23 protein-coding genes and 1 tRNA gene are annotated in these 23,088 nt (G+C 71.7%); 8 read left to right on the top strand and 16 right to left on the bottom strand.

All coding sequences use genetic code 11. From position 1 onward, the window contains the following. The first annotated feature begins 15 nt into the window (after positions 1 to 15). The gene (locus ABD143_RS27910) at positions 16 to 1,512 is read left to right on the top strand and encodes a glycoside hydrolase family 130 protein (RefSeq protein ID WP_343984414.1); all 1,497 of its coding nucleotides are present in this window, start codon (positions 16 to 18) and stop codon (positions 1,510 to 1,512) included. Here the strand turns inward: ABD143_RS27910 and ABD143_RS27905 are convergent. From ABD143_RS27905 to ABD143_RS27875, 7 genes are all read right to left on the bottom strand, one after another. Then, on the bottom strand, positions 1,398 to 2,594 hold the full coding sequence (locus ABD143_RS27905; RefSeq protein WP_343984413.1) for a glycosyltransferase family 4 protein: 1,197 nt from the start codon (positions 2,592 to 2,594) through the stop codon (positions 1,398 to 1,400). The genes ABD143_RS27910 and ABD143_RS27905 overlap by 115 nt on opposite strands. A 265-nt stretch (positions 2,595 to 2,859) precedes the next feature. Continuing rightward, the gene (locus ABD143_RS27900; RefSeq protein WP_343984412.1) at positions 2,860 to 3,222 is read right to left on the bottom strand and encodes a hypothetical protein; all 363 of its coding nucleotides are present in this window, start codon (positions 3,220 to 3,222) and stop codon (positions 2,860 to 2,862) included. A 442-nt stretch (positions 3,223 to 3,664) separates the two neighbouring features. Continuing rightward, positions 3,665 to 4,024 (bottom strand): hypothetical protein, encoded by a 360-nt coding sequence (locus ABD143_RS27895; protein ID WP_343984411.1) that lies wholly within the window; start codon positions 4,022 to 4,024, stop codon positions 3,665 to 3,667. Positions 4,025 to 4,514: 490 nt separating this feature from the next. Next, positions 4,515 to 4,847, bottom strand: a complete 333-nt coding sequence (locus tag ABD143_RS27890; protein WP_343984410.1) for a hypothetical protein — start codon at positions 4,845 to 4,847, stop codon at positions 4,515 to 4,517. 11 nt (positions 4,848 to 4,858) lie between these two features. Beyond that, the gene (locus ABD143_RS27885; RefSeq protein WP_343984409.1) at positions 4,859 to 5,386 is read right to left on the bottom strand and encodes an Asp23/Gls24 family envelope stress response protein; all 528 of its coding nucleotides are present in this window, start codon (positions 5,384 to 5,386) and stop codon (positions 4,859 to 4,861) included. A gap of 467 nt (positions 5,387 to 5,853) precedes the next feature. Next, complete coding sequence (locus ABD143_RS27880; protein ID WP_343984408.1) at positions 5,854 to 5,985, bottom strand: hypothetical protein; 132 nt, start codon at positions 5,983 to 5,985, stop codon at positions 5,854 to 5,856. Further along, positions 5,982 to 6,119, bottom strand: coding sequence for a hypothetical protein (locus ABD143_RS27875; protein WP_343984407.1), 138 nt, complete (start codon positions 6,117 to 6,119; stop codon positions 5,982 to 5,984). The genes ABD143_RS27880 and ABD143_RS27875 overlap by 4 nt, the downstream gene beginning before the upstream one ends. 50 nt (positions 6,120 to 6,169) lie before the next feature. Between ABD143_RS27875 and ABD143_RS27870 the strand changes: the two genes are divergently transcribed. Next, positions 6,170 to 6,433 (top strand): hypothetical protein, encoded by a 264-nt coding sequence (locus ABD143_RS27870; protein ID WP_343984406.1) that lies wholly within the window; start codon positions 6,170 to 6,172, stop codon positions 6,431 to 6,433. A 262-nt stretch (positions 6,434 to 6,695) separates the two neighbouring features. On the opposite strand, the gene ABD143_RS27865 is transcribed toward ABD143_RS27870, so the two are convergent. Continuing rightward, on the bottom strand, positions 6,696 to 6,803 hold the full coding sequence (locus tag ABD143_RS27865; protein ID WP_343984405.1) for a manganese catalase family protein: 108 nt from the start codon (positions 6,801 to 6,803) through the stop codon (positions 6,696 to 6,698). Positions 6,804 to 7,020: 217 nt separating this feature from the next. Between ABD143_RS27865 and ABD143_RS27860 the strand changes: the two genes are divergently transcribed. After that, positions 7,021 to 8,277, top strand: a complete 1,257-nt coding sequence (locus tag ABD143_RS27860) for a PP2C family protein-serine/threonine phosphatase (protein ID WP_343984404.1) — start codon at positions 7,021 to 7,023, stop codon at positions 8,275 to 8,277. Positions 8,278 to 8,397: 120 nt separating this feature from the next. Here the strand turns inward: ABD143_RS27860 and ABD143_RS27855 are convergent, their stop codons facing one another. From ABD143_RS27855 to ABD143_RS27835, 5 genes are all read right to left on the bottom strand, one after another. Further along, a complete protein-coding gene (locus ABD143_RS27855) occupies positions 8,398 to 9,120 on the bottom strand; it encodes an alpha/beta fold hydrolase (protein ID WP_343984403.1) in 723 nt (240 codons plus the stop codon). Positions 9,121 to 9,217: 97 nt separating this feature from the next. Beyond that, positions 9,218 to 10,099, bottom strand: a complete 882-nt coding sequence (locus tag ABD143_RS27850; RefSeq protein ID WP_343984402.1) for a diacylglycerol/lipid kinase family protein — start codon at positions 10,097 to 10,099, stop codon at positions 9,218 to 9,220. Between the two features lie 104 nt (positions 10,100 to 10,203). Continuing rightward, a complete protein-coding gene (locus ABD143_RS27845) occupies positions 10,204 to 11,205 on the bottom strand; it encodes an acyl-CoA desaturase (RefSeq protein WP_379660121.1) in 1,002 nt (333 codons plus the stop codon). A gap of 466 nt (positions 11,206 to 11,671) precedes the next feature. Then, positions 11,672 to 12,205, bottom strand: coding sequence for a collagen-like domain-containing protein (locus ABD143_RS27840; protein WP_343984401.1), 534 nt, complete (start codon positions 12,203 to 12,205; stop codon positions 11,672 to 11,674). Positions 12,206 to 13,707: 1,502 nt separating this feature from the next. Continuing rightward, positions 13,708 to 13,784, bottom strand: a tRNA-Arg gene (locus ABD143_RS27835). A gap of 195 nt (positions 13,785 to 13,979) precedes the next feature. On the opposite strand from ABD143_RS27835, the gene ABD143_RS27830 reads away from it, so the two are divergent. From ABD143_RS27830 to ABD143_RS27820, 3 genes are read left to right on the top strand one after another with little or no spacing between them, the layout of a single operon-like run. Further along, a complete protein-coding gene (locus ABD143_RS27830; protein WP_343984400.1) occupies positions 13,980 to 14,606 on the top strand; it encodes a TetR/AcrR family transcriptional regulator in 627 nt (208 codons plus the stop codon). Then, entirely contained in the window at positions 14,603 to 15,484 is an 882-nt protein-coding gene (locus ABD143_RS27825; protein ID WP_343984399.1) for an alpha/beta fold hydrolase, read from the top strand. The genes ABD143_RS27830 and ABD143_RS27825 overlap by 4 nt, the downstream gene beginning before the upstream one ends. Then, on the top strand, positions 15,481 to 16,152 hold the full coding sequence (locus ABD143_RS27820) for a GOLPH3/VPS74 family protein (RefSeq protein WP_343984398.1): 672 nt from the start codon (positions 15,481 to 15,483) through the stop codon (positions 16,150 to 16,152). The genes ABD143_RS27825 and ABD143_RS27820 overlap by 4 nt, the downstream gene beginning before the upstream one ends. Before the next feature lies 1 nt (position 16,153). Here the strand turns inward: ABD143_RS27820 and ABD143_RS27815 are convergent, their stop codons facing one another. Together ABD143_RS27815 and ABD143_RS27810 are read right to left on the bottom strand one after the other, a co-directional pair. Further along, complete coding sequence (locus tag ABD143_RS27815) at positions 16,154 to 17,029, bottom strand: serine/threonine-protein kinase (protein WP_343984397.1); 876 nt, start codon at positions 17,027 to 17,029, stop codon at positions 16,154 to 16,156. Positions 17,030 to 17,042: 13 nt separating this feature from the next. Next, positions 17,043 to 18,851: an HsdM family class I SAM-dependent methyltransferase gene (locus ABD143_RS27810; RefSeq protein ID WP_343984396.1), complete on the bottom strand. Its 1,809-nt coding sequence runs from the start codon at positions 18,849 to 18,851 to the stop codon at positions 17,043 to 17,045. A 66-nt stretch (positions 18,852 to 18,917) separates the two neighbouring features. On the opposite strand from ABD143_RS27810, the gene ABD143_RS27805 reads away from it, so the two are divergent. Next, complete coding sequence (locus tag ABD143_RS27805; protein WP_343984395.1) at positions 18,918 to 19,712, top strand: PP2C family protein-serine/threonine phosphatase; 795 nt, start codon at positions 18,918 to 18,920, stop codon at positions 19,710 to 19,712. Between the two features lie 8 nt (positions 19,713 to 19,720). On the opposite strand, the gene ABD143_RS27800 is transcribed toward ABD143_RS27805, so the two are convergent. Continuing rightward, on the bottom strand, positions 19,721 to 20,464 hold the full coding sequence (locus ABD143_RS27800) for a class I SAM-dependent methyltransferase (RefSeq protein ID WP_343984394.1): 744 nt from the start codon (positions 20,462 to 20,464) through the stop codon (positions 19,721 to 19,723). Positions 20,465 to 20,531: 67 nt separating this feature from the next. On the opposite strand from ABD143_RS27800, the gene ABD143_RS27795 reads away from it, so the two are divergent. Then, positions 20,532 to 22,778 (top strand): bifunctional copper resistance protein CopD/cytochrome c oxidase assembly protein, encoded by a 2,247-nt coding sequence (locus ABD143_RS27795; protein WP_343984393.1) that lies wholly within the window; start codon positions 20,532 to 20,534, stop codon positions 22,776 to 22,778. Positions 22,779 to 23,088 lie beyond the last annotated feature (310 nt).

Below are 23,088 nucleotides of genomic sequence, written 5' to 3'. Positions count from 1 at the left end.
GAAACGCAGCCGCGGATGGTCACGCGCCTCGATGCCGCTCTGACCGCCGATCCGGCCCGCGTGCTGGCCCGCTTGTTCGTCCCCGGCCATGAGCTTGTGGTGAAAACCGAATCCCGTGCTACCGGTGTGCTGGCACGGATCCTCGCGCTCTCCGAGCCCGACGTTCGCCGCACGCTCGACGTCGTGCTCGCCCGCTACACCGGGCGCCATCGGGACCTGGACGGCGTGCTCGCCGAGCACTACGCCCAGGTCGCCCATCGTGTTCCCGACGGCGGTGCGTTGACGCCGGCGCGGCGCACCCTCATCGGTGCGTGGTTCACGCATGAGTACGCGATCGAGGGGGCTGCACTGTTCAACCCCTCGGTCGTGCCGCACCCCGACCAGTCCGGCCTCCCTTCCGGCCACCTCCGGTTCGTCCTGAGCCTGCGTGCCGTCGGCGAAGGCCATGTGTCTTCCGTGGAGTTCCGCACCGGGGTGCTCGGCAGCGGGCACGAGCTGTCCCTGGCCGACCCGGGCAGGCACGTCGAGTCGGGACGCCCCGGCCCGGCCGTCCACGACCGGGCGCTGTTCGCCGCGCTGCTCGCCGAGGGCGGCTCCGACGCGGAGAGCGCGTCGTTCCTCATGGGAAGACTGCCCGCCCGGTTCGACGAGGCTGAGCTGGAACAGGCCATAGCGGCGCTGGTCGGCCAGCGCGTGACCCGGCAGGGCGGCGCACACACCGAGGAGCTGGCCCGGCGCATAGCCCGGTGCAGCTACGAGGTCGAGTTCTCGCCGCGGTCCGCGCTTGCCGAGCGCGTGCTCTGGCCCCACGGTCCGTCCGACGCGCAGGGCATGGAGGACGCCCGCTTCGTCCGCGTCGCCTCCGACGACGGCAGCGCGACCTACCGGGCCACCTACACCGCGTTCGACGGCAACCGCATCGCGATCCAGATGATCGAGACCACCGACTTCGGCCGGTTCCGGATGTCCCAGCTCGCCGGACCGGCCGCGAAGAACAAGGGGATGGCCTTCTTCCCCCGCAAGATCGGTGGGCGCTACGTCGCCCTCTCCCGATGGGACCGGGAGAACAACGCGATCGCTACATCCACCGACGGACGCTGGTGGGGGGACCCGCGGACAGTGCACGTCCCAACCCGGCCCTGGGAGCTCACGCAGACCGGCAACTGCGGCTCACCCGTTGAGACCGACAAGGGATGGCTCGTTCTGACCCACGGTGTCGGGCCCATGCGGGAGTACTCCATCGGCGCCCTCCTGCTCGACCTGGAGGACCCGAGCCGGGTGATCGGCGCGCTGCGGGAGCCACTCATGAGCCCGGAGGACGACGAACGCGACGGGTACGTCCCCAACGTCGTGTACTCCTGCGGGGCCCTCCTGCACGGCGACCGGCTCCTGCTGCCCTACGGGGCCAGCGACGCCTCCGTGCGGTTCGCCGTCGTCGACGTGCCGCTCCTCCTCGAGCGGTTGGCCGCGGACGGGCCGCCGGCGACGATGCGCGAGAAGAGCTCGGCGTAGTCCGCCACCATGCGCTCCGCGGTGAAGCGCGCATCCACGTCGTCACGGCAGTCCTGACGCGACAACGAGCCGATCCTTCCGACCGCGTCGACAGCGCCGGCGATGTCGTCGACCAGGAATCCGGTGCGGCCGTGACGGACGATCTCGGGCATCGACCCGAGCGGACGGGCGATCACCGGGGTGCCGGTCGCCAGCGCCTCGACGACCGACAGCCCGAATGGTTCCGCGAAACCGATCAGGTGCAGCAGCGCGACCGCTCGGCCCAGCAGCGCGTCGCGCTCCGCAGGCCCGACCGGTCCGGCGTAGGTGACGCCGGATCGCCCGAGATGCGGCTGGACGAGGTCCCGGAAGTAGGCCTTGTCCTGCACGATCCCCGCGATGACGAGCGGCAGCCCTGCCCGCCGAGCGACCTCGATGGCCAGGTGCGTCCCCTTGTCCGGGTGGATGCGGCCGAGAAAGAGCAGGTGCTCGCCGGGGTCCGGACGGTAGGTGAACCCGCTCAGCTCGATGCCGTGGTGGATCGTCGCCTCGTAGCCGAGGTCGGGATGGCGGTCGGCGTCGCTGATCGCAACGTAGTGGCCGACGTCGTCGTACTCGCGGTAGACGGGGAGGATCGCCGCTGACGAGAACCCGTGGATCGTGGTCACGACCGGCGTCGACACCAGGCGGCTGTAGGTCAGCGGCAGGAAGTCGAACTGGTTGGAGATGACGTCGAACTCGCCGGCCCGCTCGAAGGCGGCGGCGATGTGCAGGCCCTCGTAGACCTTCGCGTCGACGCCGGGATCCTCCTCGTAGCCGTGCAGTGCTTCGGCGTGCAGCCGCGCCGAGGTGATCGAGTCGGCGGTGGCGAACAGGGTGACGTCGTGGCCGAGGGCCACGAGCCCTTCGGCCAGCGTGGATGCCACCTGCTCCCACGGCCCGTAGCCGCGGGGCGGCGTGCGGTGGGCGATCGAGGCGATGATCCCGATCCGGAGGCAGGTGCGCTCCGGGATCGGAGGCGTCGACGTGCGGGTGAGGTCGATCGGATCTCCTCCGAGCTCGGTGCTCGAGCGGACGACCCCGGCGGGGCCTCGTACTCCCATGATGCGCGATTCGCCCGTCGGCTTCCCGGCCGGCGCTCGGGGGGTGGCGGGGAGTAGGCGGTGCCGGATCGCGTAGGCCGCCGGGAGCCCAGACCGAGTGCAGCCCGAGCTGGGATCCCGCCACGTGCACGATTGCCCGGGCGAAACTGGAGCATACGGACGATGGGTCCAGTTCCCCTCTCACGGGGTCTGGATCAAGGGGCTGGCCGCGGGGAGTTTGGTCCCCGGAGGTCCGCTCCGCCTCCTCACGGGGGGGCCGACGGGATCAGCCGGCGCCGGGCCCGTTGTGGTGGCCTGGGCCCATCGGGTCCGCACTTGTGCTGTCCTGCGTCGACGGCGCGGACGCCGATGCGTCGGTGGCCTGCGTGGCGGGTTGTTGCCCCTTGGTGGCGGCGGCGAGCATCTGCTTGGCGAAGATGCGCTGCTGGGCGATCAGGTGCTCGGCGAAGTCGAACACCGCGTCGAGGACTTCCTGAGCGTTGGCTCCGGCGGGCGGCGCCGCGTGGGTTCGGCTCGTCATTCCTTTCATCAGCTCGTTGCTCTTCTCAGCCCATTGCTGCCACAGATGCTTGAAGTTCTCTTGGGTACGGCGGGTCAATTCGCTGAGCTGCTCCTGCGAACTGGTCATCGCAATTCTCCTCCTGAGTAGGAACCGATCGGCGTGATCGTGGAAGCTCCCGCTCTATCGGGACGCATAGGAGCCACGTCCTGGCGCCCGGTCCGCCGTCCCTTGCCCCCGGTGCGCGGATCCCGGGTGGCCCGCCGGACGGCGGTACTGCTCATCGCCGCCGAGCCTGGGTGGGAGGTGGCGAGGGTCGGCGGCGCTGCACCGCGGGTCCGGCGGGGCCTGAACGCCCGGGCTTCGGGTCCGGTGCATCGCTGCGCGGTGCGGGCCGGGGACCGTGGCGCTCTGCGCGGCTTTCCCGGCGCTCGCTGGGTTCGTTGTCCTCGCCTGCGGCGTCCTGCGCGGGCCCCTCCTCCTCGTCGGCGCCGGCTGCTTCCGGCTCGGGGAGTGCCGTGCGGGGTCGGCGGAGGCGCCGAAGCGCCTCGAGCAGTTGCAGGGCCAGGCGCTACAGGAACTGCAACAGCTTGACGGCGCTGGCGACGACGAGGCTGAACGCGGCACCCATCCGTGCGCGTATCGCCGTCCCGGTCTTCTTGGCGTCCTTCCGGTCCGACCGCCGCGGGGCGGGCCTGCCGGTCAGCGCTTCCCGCAGGCCGGCACCGCTCTCCGCAACGCCGTCGAGCCGGTCGGCGACACGGTCGACCCGCGAGACGGCCATGTCGACCACGGCCCCGAGCACCACACTGCCGGCCTCGCTCATCATCTTGCGCGCGGCCCCACCCGCAACGCGATGACCTAACTCCCGGCCGGCCTGCTGGGCACCGCCGGTGGTGCGTTCCGCTGCGCGTGTCACGGTGTTGGCCATCGGGTCACGTCCCTTCTCGGTCCGCCCGGGAATGGCGGCCGCTCCCGCGGGCGTCGGGCGCGTGCATCAAGGGAGGCGAGGCGGCTGTCGTGCAGATGTAGAACATGACGGCCGCCCGGCTGCGTTTGACGTCGCCCTCCACGAAAGCGCACCGGTGGTCGTGGGTTGCTGATCGAGCCCAACCGACAGGCACCGTTCGCGGCGCGGGTTTCGTGGTCATCGGTGCACCCACCCTGTTCGCGCGGCGGTCACCGGTTTCGCTCGCCCGCAGGGGCGGTGGCGGAGAAGGGTAAGCGGGTGCGCGGTAGCGGCATCATCGAAGTGCCTCCCCCGGTCTGGAGGCCCTCCGAGGTGGGCCCATGGTCCTCGCCACGCCCCCCAATGGCAAGACTCGGGACTTGAGGCGGAACACCGATGAGGAAGGCGACAAGCCCGCCGAACGCGCCGGCGAAACCGAGCGCCAGCCCAGCGAGCATTGCGCGGCGATGGTTCACTCGGGAACGGCGAGGTCCTCGATGACCACGTCGATCCGCAGTCCGGGCGCGAGCGGCGCGACTGCGCGCCGGATCTGGCTGGCGACCTGGTCCATGACCGCGGGGTAGCGGGCGACGACGTGGATGGCCACCTCATCGACCGTGATGCGGATGCCAGTGATCCGCCGCCCGGGCAGATAGGTGACAGCCTCGCCGTCCCGGCCGCCGTGCAAGCCGGCGACCAGGGGACAGGCCAGCACCGCGGCCACGATCGGGTCCACCCACCGGTCGATCTCGCGCCCGATCGGTGCGGCGGCCGGGGTGACCAGGTAGGCAGGATCGACGGTCACGGGGGCGCGAGCTATTCGACGCGGCCCGGTTGCCGGGGTTGCACCTCGCCGGTGTCCTCGCCGGGCAGCTGCAGGTCGACCACGCTGACGTTGACCTCGACGACCTCGAGGCCGGTCATCTGCTCGATGGAGGCGATCACGTTGCGCCGGATCGCGCGGGCCAGCTCGACGATCGCCACCCCGTACTCCACGACGATGGTCAGGTCGACCGCGGCCTGGCGTTCGCCGACCTCGACCGCCACTCCCTGGCTGCTGCTGGCCCGCGCGCCGGGGATGCGCTCGCGGACCGCGCCCATCGCGCGCGCCGCGCCGCCGCCGAAGCCGGCGACCCCGTCGATCTCCCGGGTGGCCATCCCGGCGATCTTCGACACCACGGTCTCGGCGATCGTGGTCCTGCCCTGGCTGGTTTCAAGATCGCTGCCGCGACCGGCAGCCGTGGCCGGCGACCGGGTCGGCGCGGTCGCCTCGTTGCGCACGGTCTGCGGTCTGTTCGAGTCGGCAGCGCCGCTCGCGGCTGGGATTCCGCTCGGAGTGGTCATCAGCTCTCGACCTCCTTGAGACACCGGACGCGGGTCCCGGCGGTGCTGGGGCGGACCTTCCCGGAGCGGCGTCGATGTCGTCGTGCGGCAACTACATGTGGAATACCCGGCGCCAGCGGACCGCACGTGATTGAATGAACTCAAGCTGTGATTTCCATCACAGTATAGTACGAGTCGGCCCCGGAAGGCTGGGAGTCGCGAGGTCAGTAGAAGACGGGTCGATCACGACGGAAACCGCGACCGGGTCGAGCCGGGTGCTGGAGGACAACGTCGGCAGCAGCGACCTCGACGAGCACTCCATCCCGGCGCTGTTGCATGCCGCTGCGGCCGACCCGGATGCGTTCCGGCTGCTGTTCCAATACGCCGCCCGCGAACCCCGAGTTCCGCGACCTCACCGACGCACCAGCGCTGCTGACGCTCGACGAACACAACCCGGGTGTCCCACCGCTGGGACCTCGGAGTGGACATCAGACGCTCTCGGCATCGGCGACCGGGTACATCTTGCCCGGCCGTGCCATGCGGGCCGGTTGCTCCGCACCCTCGGCGAACCATGCCATCGGGTGCCGCGTACCAAGCTGCCCGATCATGAACCGAGTCACCGAGGTTCCAACACCCGCCAGTCCCGGGACCGGTCCTGTGCGTACTGCCGTGCCTCGCGTTCGTCGATGAAGACGACCTCGACGGCGCCGACGTCATCCGGTCGGGTCGCATGAACCGCGTACACGTAGCTCACAGGGACTACCTTACGGGAACCGTAAGCCTGTGTCTCCCGAGACTGCGTGAGTGGAAGCGGACGATGTCGCAGAGCTGGCGCGTCTGCTGTCCCGTGAGATCGACACCCTGTCTGACGATGAGCTACTGAGCTTGATCACGACGTGGGGAGCACTCCGGAGGACAGCGCCAGAGGGCATCGGGCGTGCGGTTGCTGCGCTGTACCAGCGGAAGCGGCTGAGCTGGCCGGAGATCGGCCGTCTGACAGGCATCCCGCCGATGACGGCCCACGACTGGGCGCGTCCCTACCTGTCTCGCGAGGATGATCCCGCGTAGCTCGGCTGGACTGAACAAGGCCGGAGCGACTGGTGTCCAATGCCCGCGCCCACAGCCGACGCAGCCCGGTGCGCCCGTCCGCGCGATGGACCAGGATCGAGGCCGCGCGAGCGGGGTGAAACGCGAGAACGGGTTCGGTCACCTGCATGTTCTTCGGCAGTCCCTCGACATCGAGAAAGGCAGCTGTTCGGCACGCTGCCGGGTGATCACGGCGCCGCCCCGGCGGCAGAAGGCCCCCTCCGATCTCAGGAGCAGCCTTCTGCTACCGCATCTCCCCGAACTGGCCGCCGAGCCCCTCCTGCAGGGCGTTCGCGGCGGCCGGATCCGGCTCGTCGGGGACGATCTCGTTGATCAGACGCTGAACGTTCATGAACATGTGCGATGTCCTTGTCGTAGGCGGGGAGGCAGCGTTGTTTCATCGGGGGCCGTTTGACAGCTCAACCCGGTGCCTCGACGTTGGAGAGCCCGCTCAGCGACGTCTCACTCGTGCCGGGTTGCAACATGCCGGTCGGCGCCGTTGTCGGCGGGCTGGACGTTCGGCGGCGCCGTTGTCGTCACCCGCAGGTGGCGGTGGCAGGGTGGGCGCGGTGACGGAGGATGCCGTAGCTGTTCGGCCCGGCGTCGGCGCGCTGTTGCAGGATCTGGATCGAGCGCCGCCGATCGAGTTGGTCGATGTCTGCGCAGGTTGGCTGGCCCGGCATGTGTCGGCGCAGGGCTGCGTGGTGCTGCTGTCGGACTACGCGGAGGCGAGTCTGGAGCCGGTGGCGGTGGGCCCTGCAACTGCAACCGCGCGGCTCCGGCCGCAGGACTTGGTCGACAGCGCCGCGGGTGTGGCTTACCGAGAACAGCGCCGGGTGACCGCGGTTGTGGATCGTTCCGGTGATGCTCCTGCCGTCGGGGCCGCGGACGCCGGCGTACCCGGGCCCGCGGTGGTGGTCTACCTCCCGGTGTCGGTCCGCGCCGAGCGCCTCGGGGTCCTCGCCGTCACCCTGCCCGGCGGGCATGTCGGCGGGGGAACGATGGACGTGCTCGACGATGTCGCCCGCGTGCTGGGGCACGTGCTGACCGGCGCTCGCCGCTACACCGACCGGTTCGAGATGCTGCGCCGCCGGCGGGAACTGGGGCTGGCTGCAGAAATTCAGTGGGAACTGCTACCCAGCCTGGCCTTCGAGCTGCCCGCGTTCTCCATCGCGGGCACCCTGGAGCCGGCGTATGACATCGGAGGGGACAACTTCGACTACGCCGTCAGCGCGCACCGCCTGACCGTGGCGGTCAGCGACGCGGCCGGCCACGGGCTGCGCGCGGCACTGCTGGCCAGCCTCTCGTGCACGGCGATGCGCAACGCCCGCCGCGCGCACTGCTCGATCGTCCAGCAGGCCGAGACCGCGAACCGGCACCTGGTGGAGCAGTTCCCGGGCCCGGACTTCGTCACCGGCCTCATCCTCGACCTTGATGTCGACAGTGGCGCCGGGACGATCCTCAACGCCGGGCACCCGCCGCCGCTGCTGGTGCGGGACGGCGCCGTGAGCGAGCTCCTCATCCCGCCCGAGCTGCCGCTGGGCCTGCTGACCTCCACGCAGTACCCGGTTCACCCGATCGCGCTCCAACCGGGGGACCGGTTGCTGCTGCTCACCGACGGGATCACGGAGGCCCACCGGCGAGGTGAGCGGGAGTTCGGCTATCGCCGGCTGGCTGCGCTGCTCGCGGACCATCGGGAGCTCGCGCCTCCCGAGCTCGTGCGGCACATTACCCGGGCGGTGATCGAGTCGTGCGATGGTGAGCTGAACGACGACGCCACGGTCGTGTGCCTCGATTGGCACCCGCAGCAATCGCCAGCTTTGTGATCAGGCCTCGTGGTCGGTCAGGTCGGGTTGGCTGGGCTGCGTGCCTATCGTCGTGCTCCCGACGCGCGACGATGGTCGCGGCGGGCAGGGCGGCGAGCATGCCCCCCGGACGATCCTGCGTCAGGCGAGAGGGACGTCCGCGGAGGACTGCAGGCTTGCGGAGGACTGCAGGCGACGGCGCAGTGATTGCAGGTCCGACCGCGCCGCTGTGGTGTTGGTGAGGAAGCGTGTCAGCAGCTGGGCGAACCGGGTCGGCTGCTCGGCGTGCGGGAAGTGCCCGGCCCCCTCGAAGATCTGCAGGCTGCTGCCGGGCAGCAGGTCGTGAGCAGCCATTGTGTGCTCGATCGGGATGATCGAGTCCCGGCTGCCGCCCACCAGCAGCGCCGGGACCTCGGCGAGCAGATAGAACCGCTCGGTCATCTCCGGGAACTGGTAGGCGAACTGCATCGCCACCCCGCCGCCGAAGGAGTGTCCGGCGATGGTGGCCCGGTCCAGGCCCAGCGTGACCAGGAGGTCACGCAGTCCGGCCGCGTAGGCGCCCAGCGAGTAGTCGCCGCTGGGGGGTTTCGCGGACTGGCCGTGACCGAGCAGGTCCGGGGCGATGACGTGGGCGTGGCGGCCCAGCAGCGGCAGCACCGACGACCAGGTCTGCGAGCTGCTGGCCAGGCCGTGCAGCAACACGACGACCGGCCCGTCAGTGTCGGCGCCGGCCTCCAGGAACGTCACCCGCTGACCGTGCAGCAGCAGCTCCCGCCGTGTCACGGGCGCGGCGGAGGCCCGCAGCCGTGGGACGCCCGGTCGTCGGCTAAGGCGGAGCGAGTCGGGCGTCGAGATCGTCGACATGGATGGCTCCCGTACGGGAATCGGGCAGCGGCAAGGTCACCCACGGGGACTCTCGAATCTGCTGCGGAAGGGGTTCGTCCCGACGCGATCTGGGCAGTCAGCCCACGGTCGGCAGGGCGCGGGCGGCGATGTCGATGCGCACCGGCGTGGCGGCGTCGAGCGTCAGCAGTTCGCCGTCGAGCTGCAGGGGGATCGGCTTGAGGGTGGTGAAGGCGTAGTGCTCGGCGGTCGGCTGCGGGCCGAGGCCGCGAGTCGCCGCTCGGACGGCGACGCCGAGGATCCGCCACTTCGCGGTGTGCGGCAGCGTGATCACCTCGAACCGGCCGTCGTCGGGGCGCCCGGTCTCGCTGAGGGTGGCGTACTTGGCCATCTCGGCGATGTTCGCGAACAGGAGGCTGTCGAAGCTGCGTCGGCCGCCGCCCTCGAGCTGGATGGTGAAGGGCCGGAACCTGGCGAAGGTCCGGACCACGGACACGATCTCCTTGAACGAGCCCTTGCCGCCCTTCTCCAGGTCGATCGCCACCACCGGCGTCAGGCCCATGCCGATGTAGGAGTGGGCGTACCGCGTACGCGCCTCGGCGCCGTCGCCGATGGTGAGGCGGAGTAGGTCGATCCGGCGGACCTCGCCGGCTGCGACGGCGTCGACCAGAGGCCGCTCGGTGGTGGTTCTGCGGTGGTCGTTCGCGTTACCCGCTGCCTTCACCGCACAGACCGCGTGGTCGTTGCCAGCCTGCATGACGCCGTCGACGACTTCGTTGTAGCCGCCGTCTCCGCTCACCGACACGATCAGCGGACGGCCGGTCTGCGCAGCATCCCTGGCTAGATCCCGGGCATGACCTGCATGTTCCGTCGGGCGCATGACCACCGGGACCTCCGGCAACCGCCTCGCCAGGTCCGCGTGCAGCTCCTCGGCCAGGCGCGGCGCGTCGCCGGTGCTGTGCGGGTTGAAGATGAGAACGATCCGATCGAACGAAGTCACCGTCTCACCGCGCCCGTCGACACCTGCACGCGCAGCGCCGCCGATCCCGTCTGTACCGCGATCGACGGTTCCCTCGTCGGCAGCCGAAACCGACCCCCTGGAGGTCATCGGCTCATCGTGGTGGAGGGGGTGGCCGCGTGGACATCGAGTTTGGCCAGCCGGGAGGGCGTGGGCCACCGCACGTTGTCTGCCCAACCCAGCTTCTCGAAGAGCCAGATGACCCGAGCGGACATGTCGACCTGCCCAGGCTGCACGCCGTGGCGGGCGCAGGTCGGGTCGGCGTGGTGGAGGTTGTGCCAGGACTCGCCCATCGACAGGACTGCCAGCGGCCACACGTTGGTGGCCTTGCCCTGCGCGACGAACGGACGCTCGCCGATCATGTGGCAGATCGAGTTGATCGACCAGGTGACGTGGTGCAGCACGGCCACACGCACGAGCCCGGCCCAGAAGAACGCCGTGAGCGCACCCCACCAGGACATGGTGATCAGACCGCCGAGCAGGGCAGGGCTGAGCAGGCTGAGCACGGTCCACAGTGGAAACAGCCGGCTGATCCGGGCGATGTCACCGTCGGCGAGCAGATCGGGTGTGAAGCGGGCGGCGTTGGTGCGGTCCCGGCCGAACAGCCAGCCGAGGTGGGAGTGGAAGAAGCCCTTGGCCAGAGCGCCCGGGGTGGTGCCGAACAGCCATGGCGAGTGCGGGTCGCCCTCCTTGTCGGCGAAGGCGTGGTGGCGACGGTGGTCGGCGACCCACGTGATCACATCGCCCTGCAGCGCCGTGCTGCCGGCGATGGCGAGCCCGTTGCGCAGGCCGCGGTTCGCCTTGAACGCACGGTGGGTGAAGTAGCGGTGGAACCCGACGGTCACCCCGAGGCCGGACAGCAGGTAGAAGCCGACAGCGAGGCCGACGTCGAGCCAGCTCAGACCCCAGCCCCAGGCCAGCGGCACGGCCGCGACCAGGGCCAGCATCGGGACCAGGGTGAAGAAGTAGACCAGTGCGCTCTCGCCGGGGGGTCGCCGCCCGTCGAGTACGGGCTTGGCGCCGCCCCGCCGATCGGGCGCGGGTCTCGTGACGCCGCGGGTCGCCCCGGGGGCCGTCAAAGTTGTCATGTTCAGAGTTCTCCTCGTTCGTGTCAGGCGTGGATGCCGGTCCGGGCGCAAGTCGGGCCCAGCCGGTGCAGTGGTGGTGGTGCGCGGCCCGGATCGTGGGTCGATCCCGTGTCCGGGTGCTGCGCGAACGACGACCGGTCAGCGGGGCTGGCCTCACTGCAGGTCCCTGACGGAGTACCCCGGGCGCGAGCTGCGGACTCGCCCTCTGGGGGTGATGTCACCGACAGTCCTCATGACGTCTCTGCCCAGACGTCCCGGTGGTCTGGGCCGGGGCTCGCGGTCAGCCCTCAACCCGGACGACAGCCAGGTAGGACGTGCGGCGCAGGCGCGGCGGGCTGCCCGCCGCCGTGTGTGAAGGGCGAACCCAAGTGGCCGATGCCCGGTCCAGCGTGTGTCGACACCCGGCCACGCCAGCGGGCGCCCTCCCGTGTCGAGGGAGAGCGCCCGCCTGAGGAACGTGAGTCGCTCAGTTCCTGTTCGTGTCCCGGGCGCCGCTGCTCGCGGCGCCGGTCAAGTTGGTCCAAATCTTCTGCTGCAGCTTGATCATGTTCTCGAACATCGAGGCGAAGATCAGGACCGGGGTGAGTGCCAAGGCCAGGCCGGATTCGAGGCCGGACGCGGCCTTCGACGTCGCCGGCCGCGCGCGATCCGTCACCTGCTGGGGCTGACGGCCGGGCTCGGGAGCCCAGCTCTGCTGTCCCTGGGGGCCCGGCGGCCCCTGCGGCCCGGGCGGGCCGGCCGGCCCGGCCGGTCCCTGCTCGCCGCGGGGGCCCTGCTCGCCGGGCTCGCCTTTCTCGCCTTGCTCGCCGCGCGGTCCCTGCTCGCCGCGGGGCCCGGCCTCACCGGGCTTGCCCGGCTGACCTGGCGGGCGCTCTTCGGCCTGCGGTCCCTGCTGGCCGCGCGGGCCGTTGTTGTCGAGCGCCGGGCGGTCGGAGGTGGCGGTGGTGGTCGTGGTGGTGCTTCGAGGTCCCGAGGACGGCTGGTTGGCTGCCTGTGTCATTGCGCTCCATCAACGTGAGATCAGATTCTTCGTCGTGAGATGAGTGCTCGAGAGTGCGCGCCGAGGCCATCTCGCGTGGGATGTCGCTTGCTGTGCAGTGGTGGTGCTCGTCGCCGGGCTACGGCACCGGGGAGAACGTGGGACGGCCGAACCGCCGATCACCGTGGCGAGTTGGGCAGGGACACCGCTCGAGCGTCGTAGTGGTCGTCGCGGATGCCGGCCTTGGCCAACCGCGGCCGATCATGTCGACCAACACCCCGGCGACGGCGACGAGGAAGACGAGGAACTCGGTCGTCCTGCAGCGGCCTTCGTCTCGGTCGAGCGCCGCGGCATCTCGGTGGGGCGTCGCGGAGACACAGCGGCTGTGGACCCGGCGTGTGGGGTGGCATGGTCAGGCGTATTAGCAGACAAAAGGCTCCGCATCAGAGTCGTGATCAGCGATGGGACTGGACCGATCACCTCGGTCCCCCGGTCCGACCTCAGCGGTGACCTGCCCGCGGCATTGGCCGAACGGGACGGCGGTTTGTGGCGGCTATGTCCACCTGTCCTACGCTGTTCGTGCCGGACCCTGCCCGACTACCTCGCCGCAGGGAGCGGTAATCCCAGACCCGCAGAATGGGGCCGACCGCGCGCATCACTGTGGGCTGTCCATAGCAAACCGGCCGCCTATGCGGCCCAATGCCGCGCCGCGCCCATGGTCAGCTACTCGCGGCAGCCCTTGTCGGCGGGCCGCACCGCGTTGGCCCTGACGTGTGTCTGGGACCACAGCGCCAACGGTGGCACCTCGCGGAGCGCGAGGGTAGGTGCAGGCCCCCTCGCGCCTTCATGGCGCATCGTCTGGAGGGCGAGATCACCGACCACCTCGGCTACGACCGCCACAACGCGGCCGGGCGGGAATGAGGCTCTCCCCTGGTTGTCCTCGCGGTTGGCGTCGTTGTGCCCGTCCCTCGACGACGAGGGCGCCGAGGGACGGCCCGGTGCAGCGCTCTGTACCTGCACGTGGCGGGTCAGCCACCGACCGTCGTCCAGTGATGTGCTCTCCCCGTGATCGCTGCACCGAGGTCGTCTGGCACGCAAGTTCCGTTATGGAATGCGTTGGACGACACGGCGCCGTCGGTCCCCAGTTGCAGCTGACCGTTCGACGGCCGCCCGCCGCAGATAGAGGGCGCAATGGCGCCGCGCGTTCGAGCGCCCACCACTGCGCCCACGAGCATGCACGCCATGTTGTTTGACCGTCTGGGCTGGAGGAAATCTGGAGCAGTGCATTTGCGCCCGGTGGCTCTCGGGATACCTGAGGTGCGTTGGGCTGAACCAGACCAAGCAGCGGGATCTCGGTTTCCGTAGGTGCGAGCGGGTCCGCGCCGGCGTATACGCGCACCCGGAACGAACCGCTCGGGAGTGCCTCGATCTCGCCCCGGACCTTCTTGCCGCGCTTCGCCGCGGAGGAGCCACGGTAACCGTGAAATGGCTCCATGTGTTGCGGACCGAGCAATGCTCTGACCTGGTGCCCCCGGCAGGATTCGAACCTGCGACCCAGAGATTAGAAGGCTCTTGCTCTGTCCAGCTGAGCTACGGAGGCCGACGCGGTTCAGGTGAGCCGCACCCGGGCCGCAGCCTAGCGGGAGGTCCCGACCTTGTGTGCGCCGCCCGTGCCCGTTGCCGATCATCGCGTTTGGCCCGATGGGCTCCGACCCATCCGGGCGCCTGGTCACGGCGATGCACTAGCTCCCTGACTGATCGGTCAGCTAGTCTACCGATCGGTCAGGGGGGAGCCATGTCCGAGCAAATGTCGGCGCGCCCACTCACATTCGTCGAGGAGGCCCGCAGGCGCCAGATCATCGACTGCACCATCGAGCTGGTGTCCGAACGCGGTCCCGGGCGCACGTCGCTCGCGGGCATCGCGGAGCGGGCGGGGATCTCCAAGGCCGCGGTGCTCTATCACTTCGCGTCGAAGGATGCCGTGATGGTCGCGACGATGCAGCACGTGCTCGCGTCGCACGCCGCGGCCGTGGGCGCCCAGGTCGACGCGGCGGACGGGCCCGAAGCGATGCTCGTGGCCTACCTGCGCGGGACGGTCGGCTACCTGCGCGAACACCCCGCACAGCTGCGAGTGCTGGTCGAGGGGCTGGTGCGCGACCGCGACGGCGACCGCGAGCTCGCACCCGGCTCACCCGCGCACGCGAGCCGTTGGCAAGGGGTCGCGAGAATCCTCGAGCTGGGCCAGGAGGTGGGGGTGTTCCGGCCGTTCGACGCGCGGGCGCTCGCGCTCGTCATCGGCGGCGCGCTGGACGGCGTGGTGGCCGAGTGGGTCGGTGACCGGAGCCTCGACCTCGACGCGGCGGCGGCCGAGTTGGAGATGGCGGTGCTGCTCGCGGTCCGGGCCGGGGGAGCGCAGCCATGATCGGCCACTTCCCGGACACCGCCGCCGCGGCGCGGTTCCGGGCCGCGTACGCGGAGGGGATGGCCCGGCTGCCCGAGCCGGCGGGCACCACCGTTGTGCCCACCGACTTCGGCCGCGTTCACGTCCACCACTTCGGCAGCGACCCCCGCACGCCCCTCGTGCTCCTGCCCGGCCGTTCCGGCAGCACCGCGATGTGGGCGCCGAACCTCCCGGCCTGGGCGGCGCAGCGCACGGTCCACGCGATCGAGGTGCTCGGCGAGGCGGGGCTGAGCGTGCAGGAGCGCGAGATCCGCGACGCCGACGACCAGGCGGCGTGGCTCGCCGCCACGCTGGCGGGCCTCGGGCTCGAGCGGGCGCACCTCGTCGGGGTGTCGTTCGGCGGCTGGCTCGCGGTGAACCTCGCGTTGCACGCGTCGCCCGCTGTGGCGTCGCTGAGCCTCATCGACCCGGCATACGTGTTCGGGCGCTTCCCGATGAAGATCATCATCGCCTCGCTGGCGACGCTGCCCGCGGCGCCGGCGTTCGTCCGCAACCGCATGCTCAGCTGGATATCGGGCGGGGTCCCGGTCGGCGACGAACCGATCGCGCGGGTGATCGCGGCGGCGATGCGGGAGTTCCGGCTCGGCGTCCCTCCGCCCACCTACCCCAGCGACGACGCGCTGCGCGGCCTGCACGTCCCGACGCTCGCATTGATCGCGGGCCGCAGCGAGATCCACCACCCACGCAAGGCGTACGAGCGGGCGCGATCGCTGTTGCCCGACGTCCAGGCGGAGCTGTGGCCGGGCGCGACCCACGCGATCACCGGGGAGTTCGCTGCCGAGGTCAACAATCGGGTATTGGTGTTCGTGAGTGCGGTCGAGGAAAGGAACGCGCCATGACGGCGTCCATCACCGAGGACCTCGTCCTCCTGCTGCTCGACGCCGGCTCTGGGCGTTCGGTCGTCGACAGCATGTCGCTCGACCGCGCCATCGGCGGCGCACTCCTGCTCGACCTCTCGACGCGCGAGCGCCTGGCGGCCGACGGCGAGGGCGCGAAGGCGCGGCTCACCGTCGCCGACGCCACCCCGACCGACGACCCGCTTCTCGACGAGGCGCTGGCCCGCCTGTCCGGCAAGCCGGTGCGGGCGCAGAAGGCGGTGGAACGGCTCGCGAAGGGCAGTCGGATGCCGGTCCTGGAACGGCTGACGGAGCGTGGGCTGATCCGGCGGAAGACGTCCTCGCTGTTCGGCCTCTTCCCGGTCACGACCTGGCCGCCGGCCGATCCGGCGCCTCGCGCGGAGCTGCTGCGACGGGTTGCCGCTGTCCTGCGGGACGGGGAGAAGCCGGACCAGCACGTGGCGCTGCTGATCTCGCTGCTGCACGCGGTGAAGGCCGAACACAAGATCGTCGATGGCAATCGGCGCGAGCTGCGCGCCCGCGCGAAGCAGGTGGCGGCAGGCGAATGGGCAGGCCCCGCCGTGCTGAAGGCGGTGCAAGCGGTCCAGGCCAGCGTCATGGTGGCGGTGACCGCTGCGACGACCGCAGCAGCGGCGTCGAGCGGCGGCTGAGTCAGACCGTACGGCTCCAGATCCGCGCGTAACGCTGCCCGGGACCGGGCTCGGGGGCCAGGAAACCCGGCAGTTCCGGCAGGTCGACGGCCAGCGGGGCGAGCCGGTCGTGCAGCACGGCCGCGTCGGCAGGGCGGTCGGCCGGGTCCTTGGCGAGGAGGTCCTGCACGAGCCGCGCCAGCGCCGCCGGCACACCGGGCACGGGCGCCGGGGGCTCGCGGACCTGCCGTTCGAAGATCGCGTAGGCCGTAGGCCCGCTGAACAACTGCATCCCCGTGAGCAGCTCGTGCAGCACGCAGCCCAGGGCGTAAAGGTCGCTGCGCGCGTCCACGACGCCGTGCTGCACCTGCTCGGGAGCCATGTAGGACGGCGTGCCGAAGATCTGCCCGACGCGCGTGAAGCGGGCGGCGCCGCCGAGCACAGCGAGCCCGAAGTCGAGCACGACGACGCTCCCGTCGGGCCGCAGCATGAGGTTGGACGGCTTGAGGTCGCGGTGCACGATCGTCAGCTCGTGCGCCGCCGCCAGCACGGCGGCCGCCTGCGCGGCGATCGCGGCCGCCCACGCGTGCGGGAGCGGGCCGTGCTCCGCCACGACGTCGTCTACCGTCACACCGTCGACGAACTGCATCACCTGGAACAGCCGCTGCTCGTGCGTCCCCAGATCGTAAAGAATTGGAGCGCCCGGGTGCTCGAGCCGCGCGAGGATCCGCGCCTCCCGCTCGAACCGCTCACGCTGCTCCGGCGAGCCCCCGGGGACGTGAAGGAACTTGACCGCCACCCGCCTACCGAGATGCGTGTCATGGCCGTGGTGCACCGCGCCCATCCCGCCGCGGCCCAGCGGCAGGTCGTCGATCTCGTAGCGGTCGGCGATCAGCACCGGCTCTCCTGCGTCACTCGGGGCGCAGCCAGCCTTCCACGAGCCCCTCGCCGCCCAGCCGGAGCAGTGCCTCCGCGTGATCGGCCGCCGCACGTGCCGCGTCGGCGGCGTCGAGCAACCCACGGAACGCCGCCCCGTGCGCGCGTTGCTCGGCGATCGGGAGCAGCGGCACCCGGACGCGCTGCCCGTAGCGGCTCGACCCCCCGCCCGCGGGCGCAGGCGTCGAACGCAGGATCCCGGCCAGGTACTCGGGGTCGATCTGGCCCGGGTCCATCCGGTAGACGGTGAGCCCGGGGCCCAGCACGGCTGCCCGGTCGGCCACGCGGGCGCGGCCCATCGCCGCACCGACGACGTCACGAGGCCGGATCCGCACCATTCCCGGACCGGGGGCGGTGCGCCCGCTCGGCACGGTGCCGTTGGCGAGGTCCACCACCGTGAGCACCGGCAGCTCGCCCATCCCGGCCGTCAGGGCATCTCGCGGCGCGTGGCGCACGGTGAGCAGCCCGGTCCGCGCCAGCTCTCCGATCGTGGGGCCCGACCGGACCGCGTGGTCGCCGCTGACGCGCAGCGCCGGCAGCCCGTCGGGGCCGCGGCGGCGCAGCTCGGTGAAGGCGCGCCCCGCGTCGGCGGCCGCCCGCCGGGGCAGGTGCCGCTCGGGGCTGACGTCGACGTCGTCGTCGAGCATGTCGACGACCGGCACGGCCTGCGCCCGGCCCGCGACCGCCCGGCCTTCGGCGAACGACTCCCACAGCTCGGCCGCGCCGTCCGCGTCGGTGCGGGCGAGCAACACGACGGACGGCGGTGGATCACCGGGGGCGGGCCTGCGCAGCACCCAGAGGTCGGCGGGGCGGCTCTCGGCCTCGTCCTCGACCGTGAGCACCGCCCGCAGGGCGCCGGCCCGCAGCAGGTTGGCACGGATCCGGCGGCCGGGACGGCGGCCCGCCACCGCGGCCGGCAGTCGCAGCACGGCCCGCCCACCGGGTCTGACGTGGGCGAGCGCGTGCTGCACCCAGGCGAGCTCCGGCTCGGTCCGCGGCGGCAGGCCGTGGGCGAAGCGGGGGTCGCCCGCCAGCTCCTCGTGCGGCCACGCACGGTCGGTGACAGGCGGGGCGCACAGGACGGCGTCGAACTCGCGGCGGGGGAACGCGTCGGCCCGTAGGGCGTCACCCACGGCGACCGGGGAGCCCTCACCGCCGCCGCCCGCGAGCAGCACCCTGGCGGCCGCGATCGCCGCGGCGACCGGATCGACCTCCTGCCCGTACGCGTTCCTCGCGCCCGCCCCGAGCAGGAGCGTGCCGGTGCCGCATGCCGGGTCGAAAACGCTGCCACCCGCGGGAAGGGCGATGCGCGCCATTGCCGCGGCGAGCTGGTCCGACGGGTCTCCCGGCCGTCGGCGGTGGCGGGCGCACAGGTCCTCGAACGCCGCGGCGGGACTGTGGGAGTCGGCGAGCTCGCCGAGCAGCCGTTCGAGCTCGGGCTCGGTGGGCTCCGCGGCGACGGGGAGCAGCGCGACCGCCTCCGGGTCCTTCCGGGCGAGCAGCAGCGCACCCGCGGCTGCGAGCCGGGCCGGGACGAGCAGGTCCTCGCCGCCCGATTGCACGCGTTGCCACGCGCGGTCGGCGAGCGACAGCTGATACTGCTTGCCGTTGCGCCGCAGCCACTCCTCGACCTCGGTCAGCGCGAACCGTGGGTTGGACGCCGTGCCTGCGACCGGCGCCGGGAAGTCGTCATGGCGGCGGCGCCAGTTGCTCACGGCTGCCCGGCCCACACGACCGAGCCGGGCGATGTCGCCCGTGCTCACGGTCGGGTCAGGCGAGGCCATGGACTTGACGGTAGTTCACGGCCGTGCTGCTTGTGAAGTCTGTTCACAACATGAGAGGGTGGGCCCATGTCACCGACGCTGCGTTCCGCGGCAGGCTCCGACGTCGGACGCCGCAGGCCCATCAACCAGGACTCGGCCGTCACGAGTCCGCGCCTGCTGGCCGTGGCCGACGGGATGGGCGGGCACGCCCACGGGGAGGTCGCGAGCAGCGTCGCCGCCTCGGCCCTGCTCGAACTGGACGCCCGGCTGCGCGGCGTCGACCTCGCGGACGTCGATCTTCTCGCCGTCCTCCATGAGGCCATCGACGCCGCCGGCGCCCGGCTCACCGAGCTCGCGCACCAAGAACCTGGCCTGCGCGGCGCCGGCACCACCGTCGTCGCCTTCCTCGTCGACGGCTCGCGGATCGGGGTGCTGCACATCGGTGACTCGCGCGCGTACCGGCTGCGTGACGGCGAGCTGGAACAGCTCACGCGCGACCACACCCTGGTGCAGTCGCTCGTCGACGAGGGACGGATCTCCGAGGAAGAGGCCGCCGTGCACCCCCGGCGGTCCTGGCTGGTGAAGACGCTGCAGGACAGCAGCACCCCGGAACCGGACCTCTTCCCGCTCGACGGGCGCACCGGCGACCGGTTCCTGATCTGCTCCGACGGCGTCACGGCCGTGCTCGGTGACCAGGACCTTCACGAGATACTCGCCGGCGTCGCCGAGCCGGGGGAGGCGGTGGCCCGGCTCATCGAGCTCGCCAACGAGGGCGGCGGACCGGACAACATCACGTGCGTCGTCGCTGATCTCGTGGATGGCATCGATCCGCCCGCGGACCAACCCGTGGTGGTCGGAGCGGCGGCGGCAACCCCGGGCTGAACCTGCGATCAGCGCCGGGCCACCACGCGGCGCAGCGGCACGGGCAGCGTCCGGCCGGGCCCTGCCCGGCGTGCCAGCCCGGACGCGGCACGCTCCCGGGCGGCGGCAGGCAGGGCGGGCGGCCACAGGCCCGCACGCGGGAGGTCGGCGGCCAGCGCGTGCGCGGCGGCCGCATCCGGCACGGGCAGCGTGAACGGCACCCGGTCGTCGGTCAGCACGGCGAAGTCGGCTGCGGCGAGCAGCCACCCCGTGTTGTCGAGCGCCGAACGGTTCACCCAGCCGCGGCGGTGCACGGCGGAGAGCAGTGGCGCCGTCCGCAGTTCGGCCAGGGAGCCCGTCGCCGCCGACGGCACCACCACCACGAGCGTGCCAGTGGGCCGCAGCACCCGGCGCACCTCGGCGAAAACCGCGTTGACGTCGGGCAGCACGGGGAGCGCGAGCAGGAGCACCACACCGTCGACGGCGTTGTCGGCCACGGGGAGCGCGTCCGGCGCCGCGCGCAGCACCGGTCGACCGGTTCCCGCTCGCGCGTCCTGGTCGACGCCGATCCATCTGCCTGGCCGGAACTGCCCCGCGAGCGGGCCGGCTCCGCAGCGGACGTCGAGCACGCGGGAGGCGTCGGCGAGCGGGGCGGCCACCCACGGCAGGGGACCCGCGCCCGACCGGTCCGTGGCGGTGCGCAGCAGCCGTTCGGCGACGGCGGCGTCGTCGGGGCGGGCGTCGTGCGGACGGCCGTTGTGGGCGGTGTGCACGGCGTGAGTCTCCCAGCGCTGTGACCGGCCGGCCGCCGGACCGTTGCGCAACCCCTAGCCTTGTCGCATGGCGCACGTGACCGTCGAGCCATCCACTCCGCCACACCCGGCCAGGCCGCCCGCGAGCGTGGCGGGGGTCGCCGGGCTCGGCACTGCCGTCGCGGTGCTGGTCGCCGGCGGCATCGCCGCTCTGTCGGGCTCCCGCCCCGCCGCCGCGCTCGGGCTTCCCGATCCCGGCACGCTGACGACGGTCGGGCTGCCTGCGATGCGCGCGGCGTCCGAGATCTTCATGGTGCTCACGATCGGCGCGATACTGCTCGCGGCGTTCCTCGTGCCGGCGCAGCGCTCCGGCTACCTGGACGTCGCCGGCTTCCGCGCGGTGCGGGTGGCGTCGTGGACGGCGGCGGGCTGGACGGTCGCGGCACTGCTGATGGTGCCGCTGACGATGGCCGACGCGCTGGGCCGACCGGTGCAGGACGTGCTGAACCCCGGCCTGATGCTCGATCTGATGCCCCGGCTGTCCGGGCCGCCGGCCTGGCTCGTGACCGGGCTGGTGGCATTCCTCGTGCTGGCCGGGTGCCGTGCGGTGCTCACCTGGGGGTGGACGGTCGCGCTGTTCGCGCTGGCCGTTTTCGGCGCGCTGCCTGTGACCTTCACCGGCCACTCGGCCAGCGGCGGGGCGCACGACATCGCCACCGACAGCCTGGTTCTGCACGTCCTGGCCGCGACGCTGTGGGTCGGTGGGCTCGTTGCCGTCCTCGCTACCGCGGCGGCGGCGCGCGGTCCGGACCGCGCTACGGCGCTGGCCACGGCAGTGCCGCGGTTCTCGAGCCTGGCACTCGTGTGCTGGCTGGGGCTGGCCGTCACCGGGATCGTGAACGCGCTGGTGCGAATACCACTCGGCGCGCTGGTGGGCTCGGAGTACGGCGCGCTCGTGCTCGCCAAGGCGGGTGCGCTCGTTGCGCTCGGCGTCCTGGGTGCGCTGCACAGGCGGTCAAGCGTCGATGCGGCAGCCCGCGGGGAGCCGGGAGCACTGCTGCGCCTCGGCGGCGTCGAGGTGCTGCTGATGCTCGCGACGATCGGGCTGGCCGTGGCGCTCGGCCGCTCTGCGCCACCGGACACAGGGGCGGGTCTGCCGTCCCGGGTCGAGACGGTGATCGGCTACGACCTCGCCGGGCCGCCGACGTTCCTGCGGCTCGCGCTCGACTGGCGCTTCGACCTGATCTTCGGTTCGGCGGCGATCGGCCTGGCGGTGCTCTACCTGCTCGGCGTCCGGCGGTTGCGCAGGCGCGGCGACACCTGGGCGACCGGGCGGACGGCCGCGTGGCTCGCCGGCTGCGCGGTGCTGCTGGTCGCGACGAGCTCGGGCATCGGCCGGTACGCGCCCGCCATGTTCAGCGTCCACATGGGGCAGCACATGCTCCTGGGGATGCTGGCCCCGATCCTGCTGGTGCTGGGGGCGCCCGTGTCGCTCGGCCTGCGGGCACTGCCCGCCGCGGGCAAGGCGGGGCCACCCGGCGCGAGGGAGTGGCTGCTCGCGGCGGTGCACTCCCCGTTCGCCCGGCTGCTGACGCATCCCCTGGTGGCGCTCGCGCTCTTCGTGGGGAGCTACTACGCCCTCTACTTCTCCGGGCTCTTCCCGGCGGCGCTGCCCGAGCACTGGGCGCACAAGCTGATGAACCTGCACTTCCTGCTGGTCGGGGCGGCCTTCTTCTGGCTGGTGGTCGGGGTGGACCCCGCACCGCGCCGGCTCCCTCCGGCGGCGCGGATGGGCCTGGTCTTCGCGTCGGTGCCGTTCCACGCGTTCTTCGGGGTGGCGGTGATGAGCTGGAACACCCCGCTCGGGGGTGCGTACTACCGCAGCCTTGCGCTGCCCTGGGTGCCTGACGTGCTGAACGACCAGGGGCTCGGCGGCGGCCTCGCCTGGGCGGCGGGGGAGGTGCCGCTGCTGATCGTGGTGGTCGCGCTGCTGGTCCAGTGGTCGCGCCAGGACGAGCGGTCGGCCCGGCGCGATGATCGTCGGGCCGATGCGGACGGTGACGCCGACCTCGGGGCCTACAACGCGATGCTGCGCCGCCTGGCGACGGGAGAGGCGCCGTTCGTCGCGCAGAGCGACCAAAATCTGAATGAGCCAGGTCACATCGAAGACGTTGATTCGGGGCGCCCGCAGCCTTCAGCGGGTGCGCCAGCGCCCCGTTCGACGCAGGTTTCCGCAGCTCAGGCAACGTCTGACAGCCCCGTTAACGCGCCGGCAACCGCCCCGGAACCTCGACCGTTCGTCGTGCCGGGCGACCGCGACGACGACGGTGAGTGACGTCGATCGGCGCGTTTCCGCAGGTCAGCGCGGGTACGGGGGGGCCGATTTGGCGTCCTGTCAACCCCTCGTGTAACTTTCTCTTTGTCAGCGAGACACCGGACAGAACGAAGGCCCCAGCGGCCCCGGTCAACAGGGCTCACTGACCGCCCCCCACAGGGGCACCCCCCGGATCCACTCGGATCCGGGAGGTGTACTGTGGGAACCACTGCCCCCAGAAGAACGCTTAACGGCGGACGATGGTGTGCGGGTGTCTTTTGAGAACTCAACAGTGTGTCGAGCTTTATCATGAATTGGTTTTATGCCAGTT

This window comes from Pseudonocardia aurantiaca (assembly GCF_039526725.1).
Lineage (GTDB): Bacteria > Actinomycetota > Actinomycetes > Mycobacteriales > Pseudonocardiaceae > Pseudonocardia > Pseudonocardia aurantiaca.
Note: the sequence above shows the minus strand (reverse complement) of the source record. Positions and strands in the feature narration are given on the sequence as shown.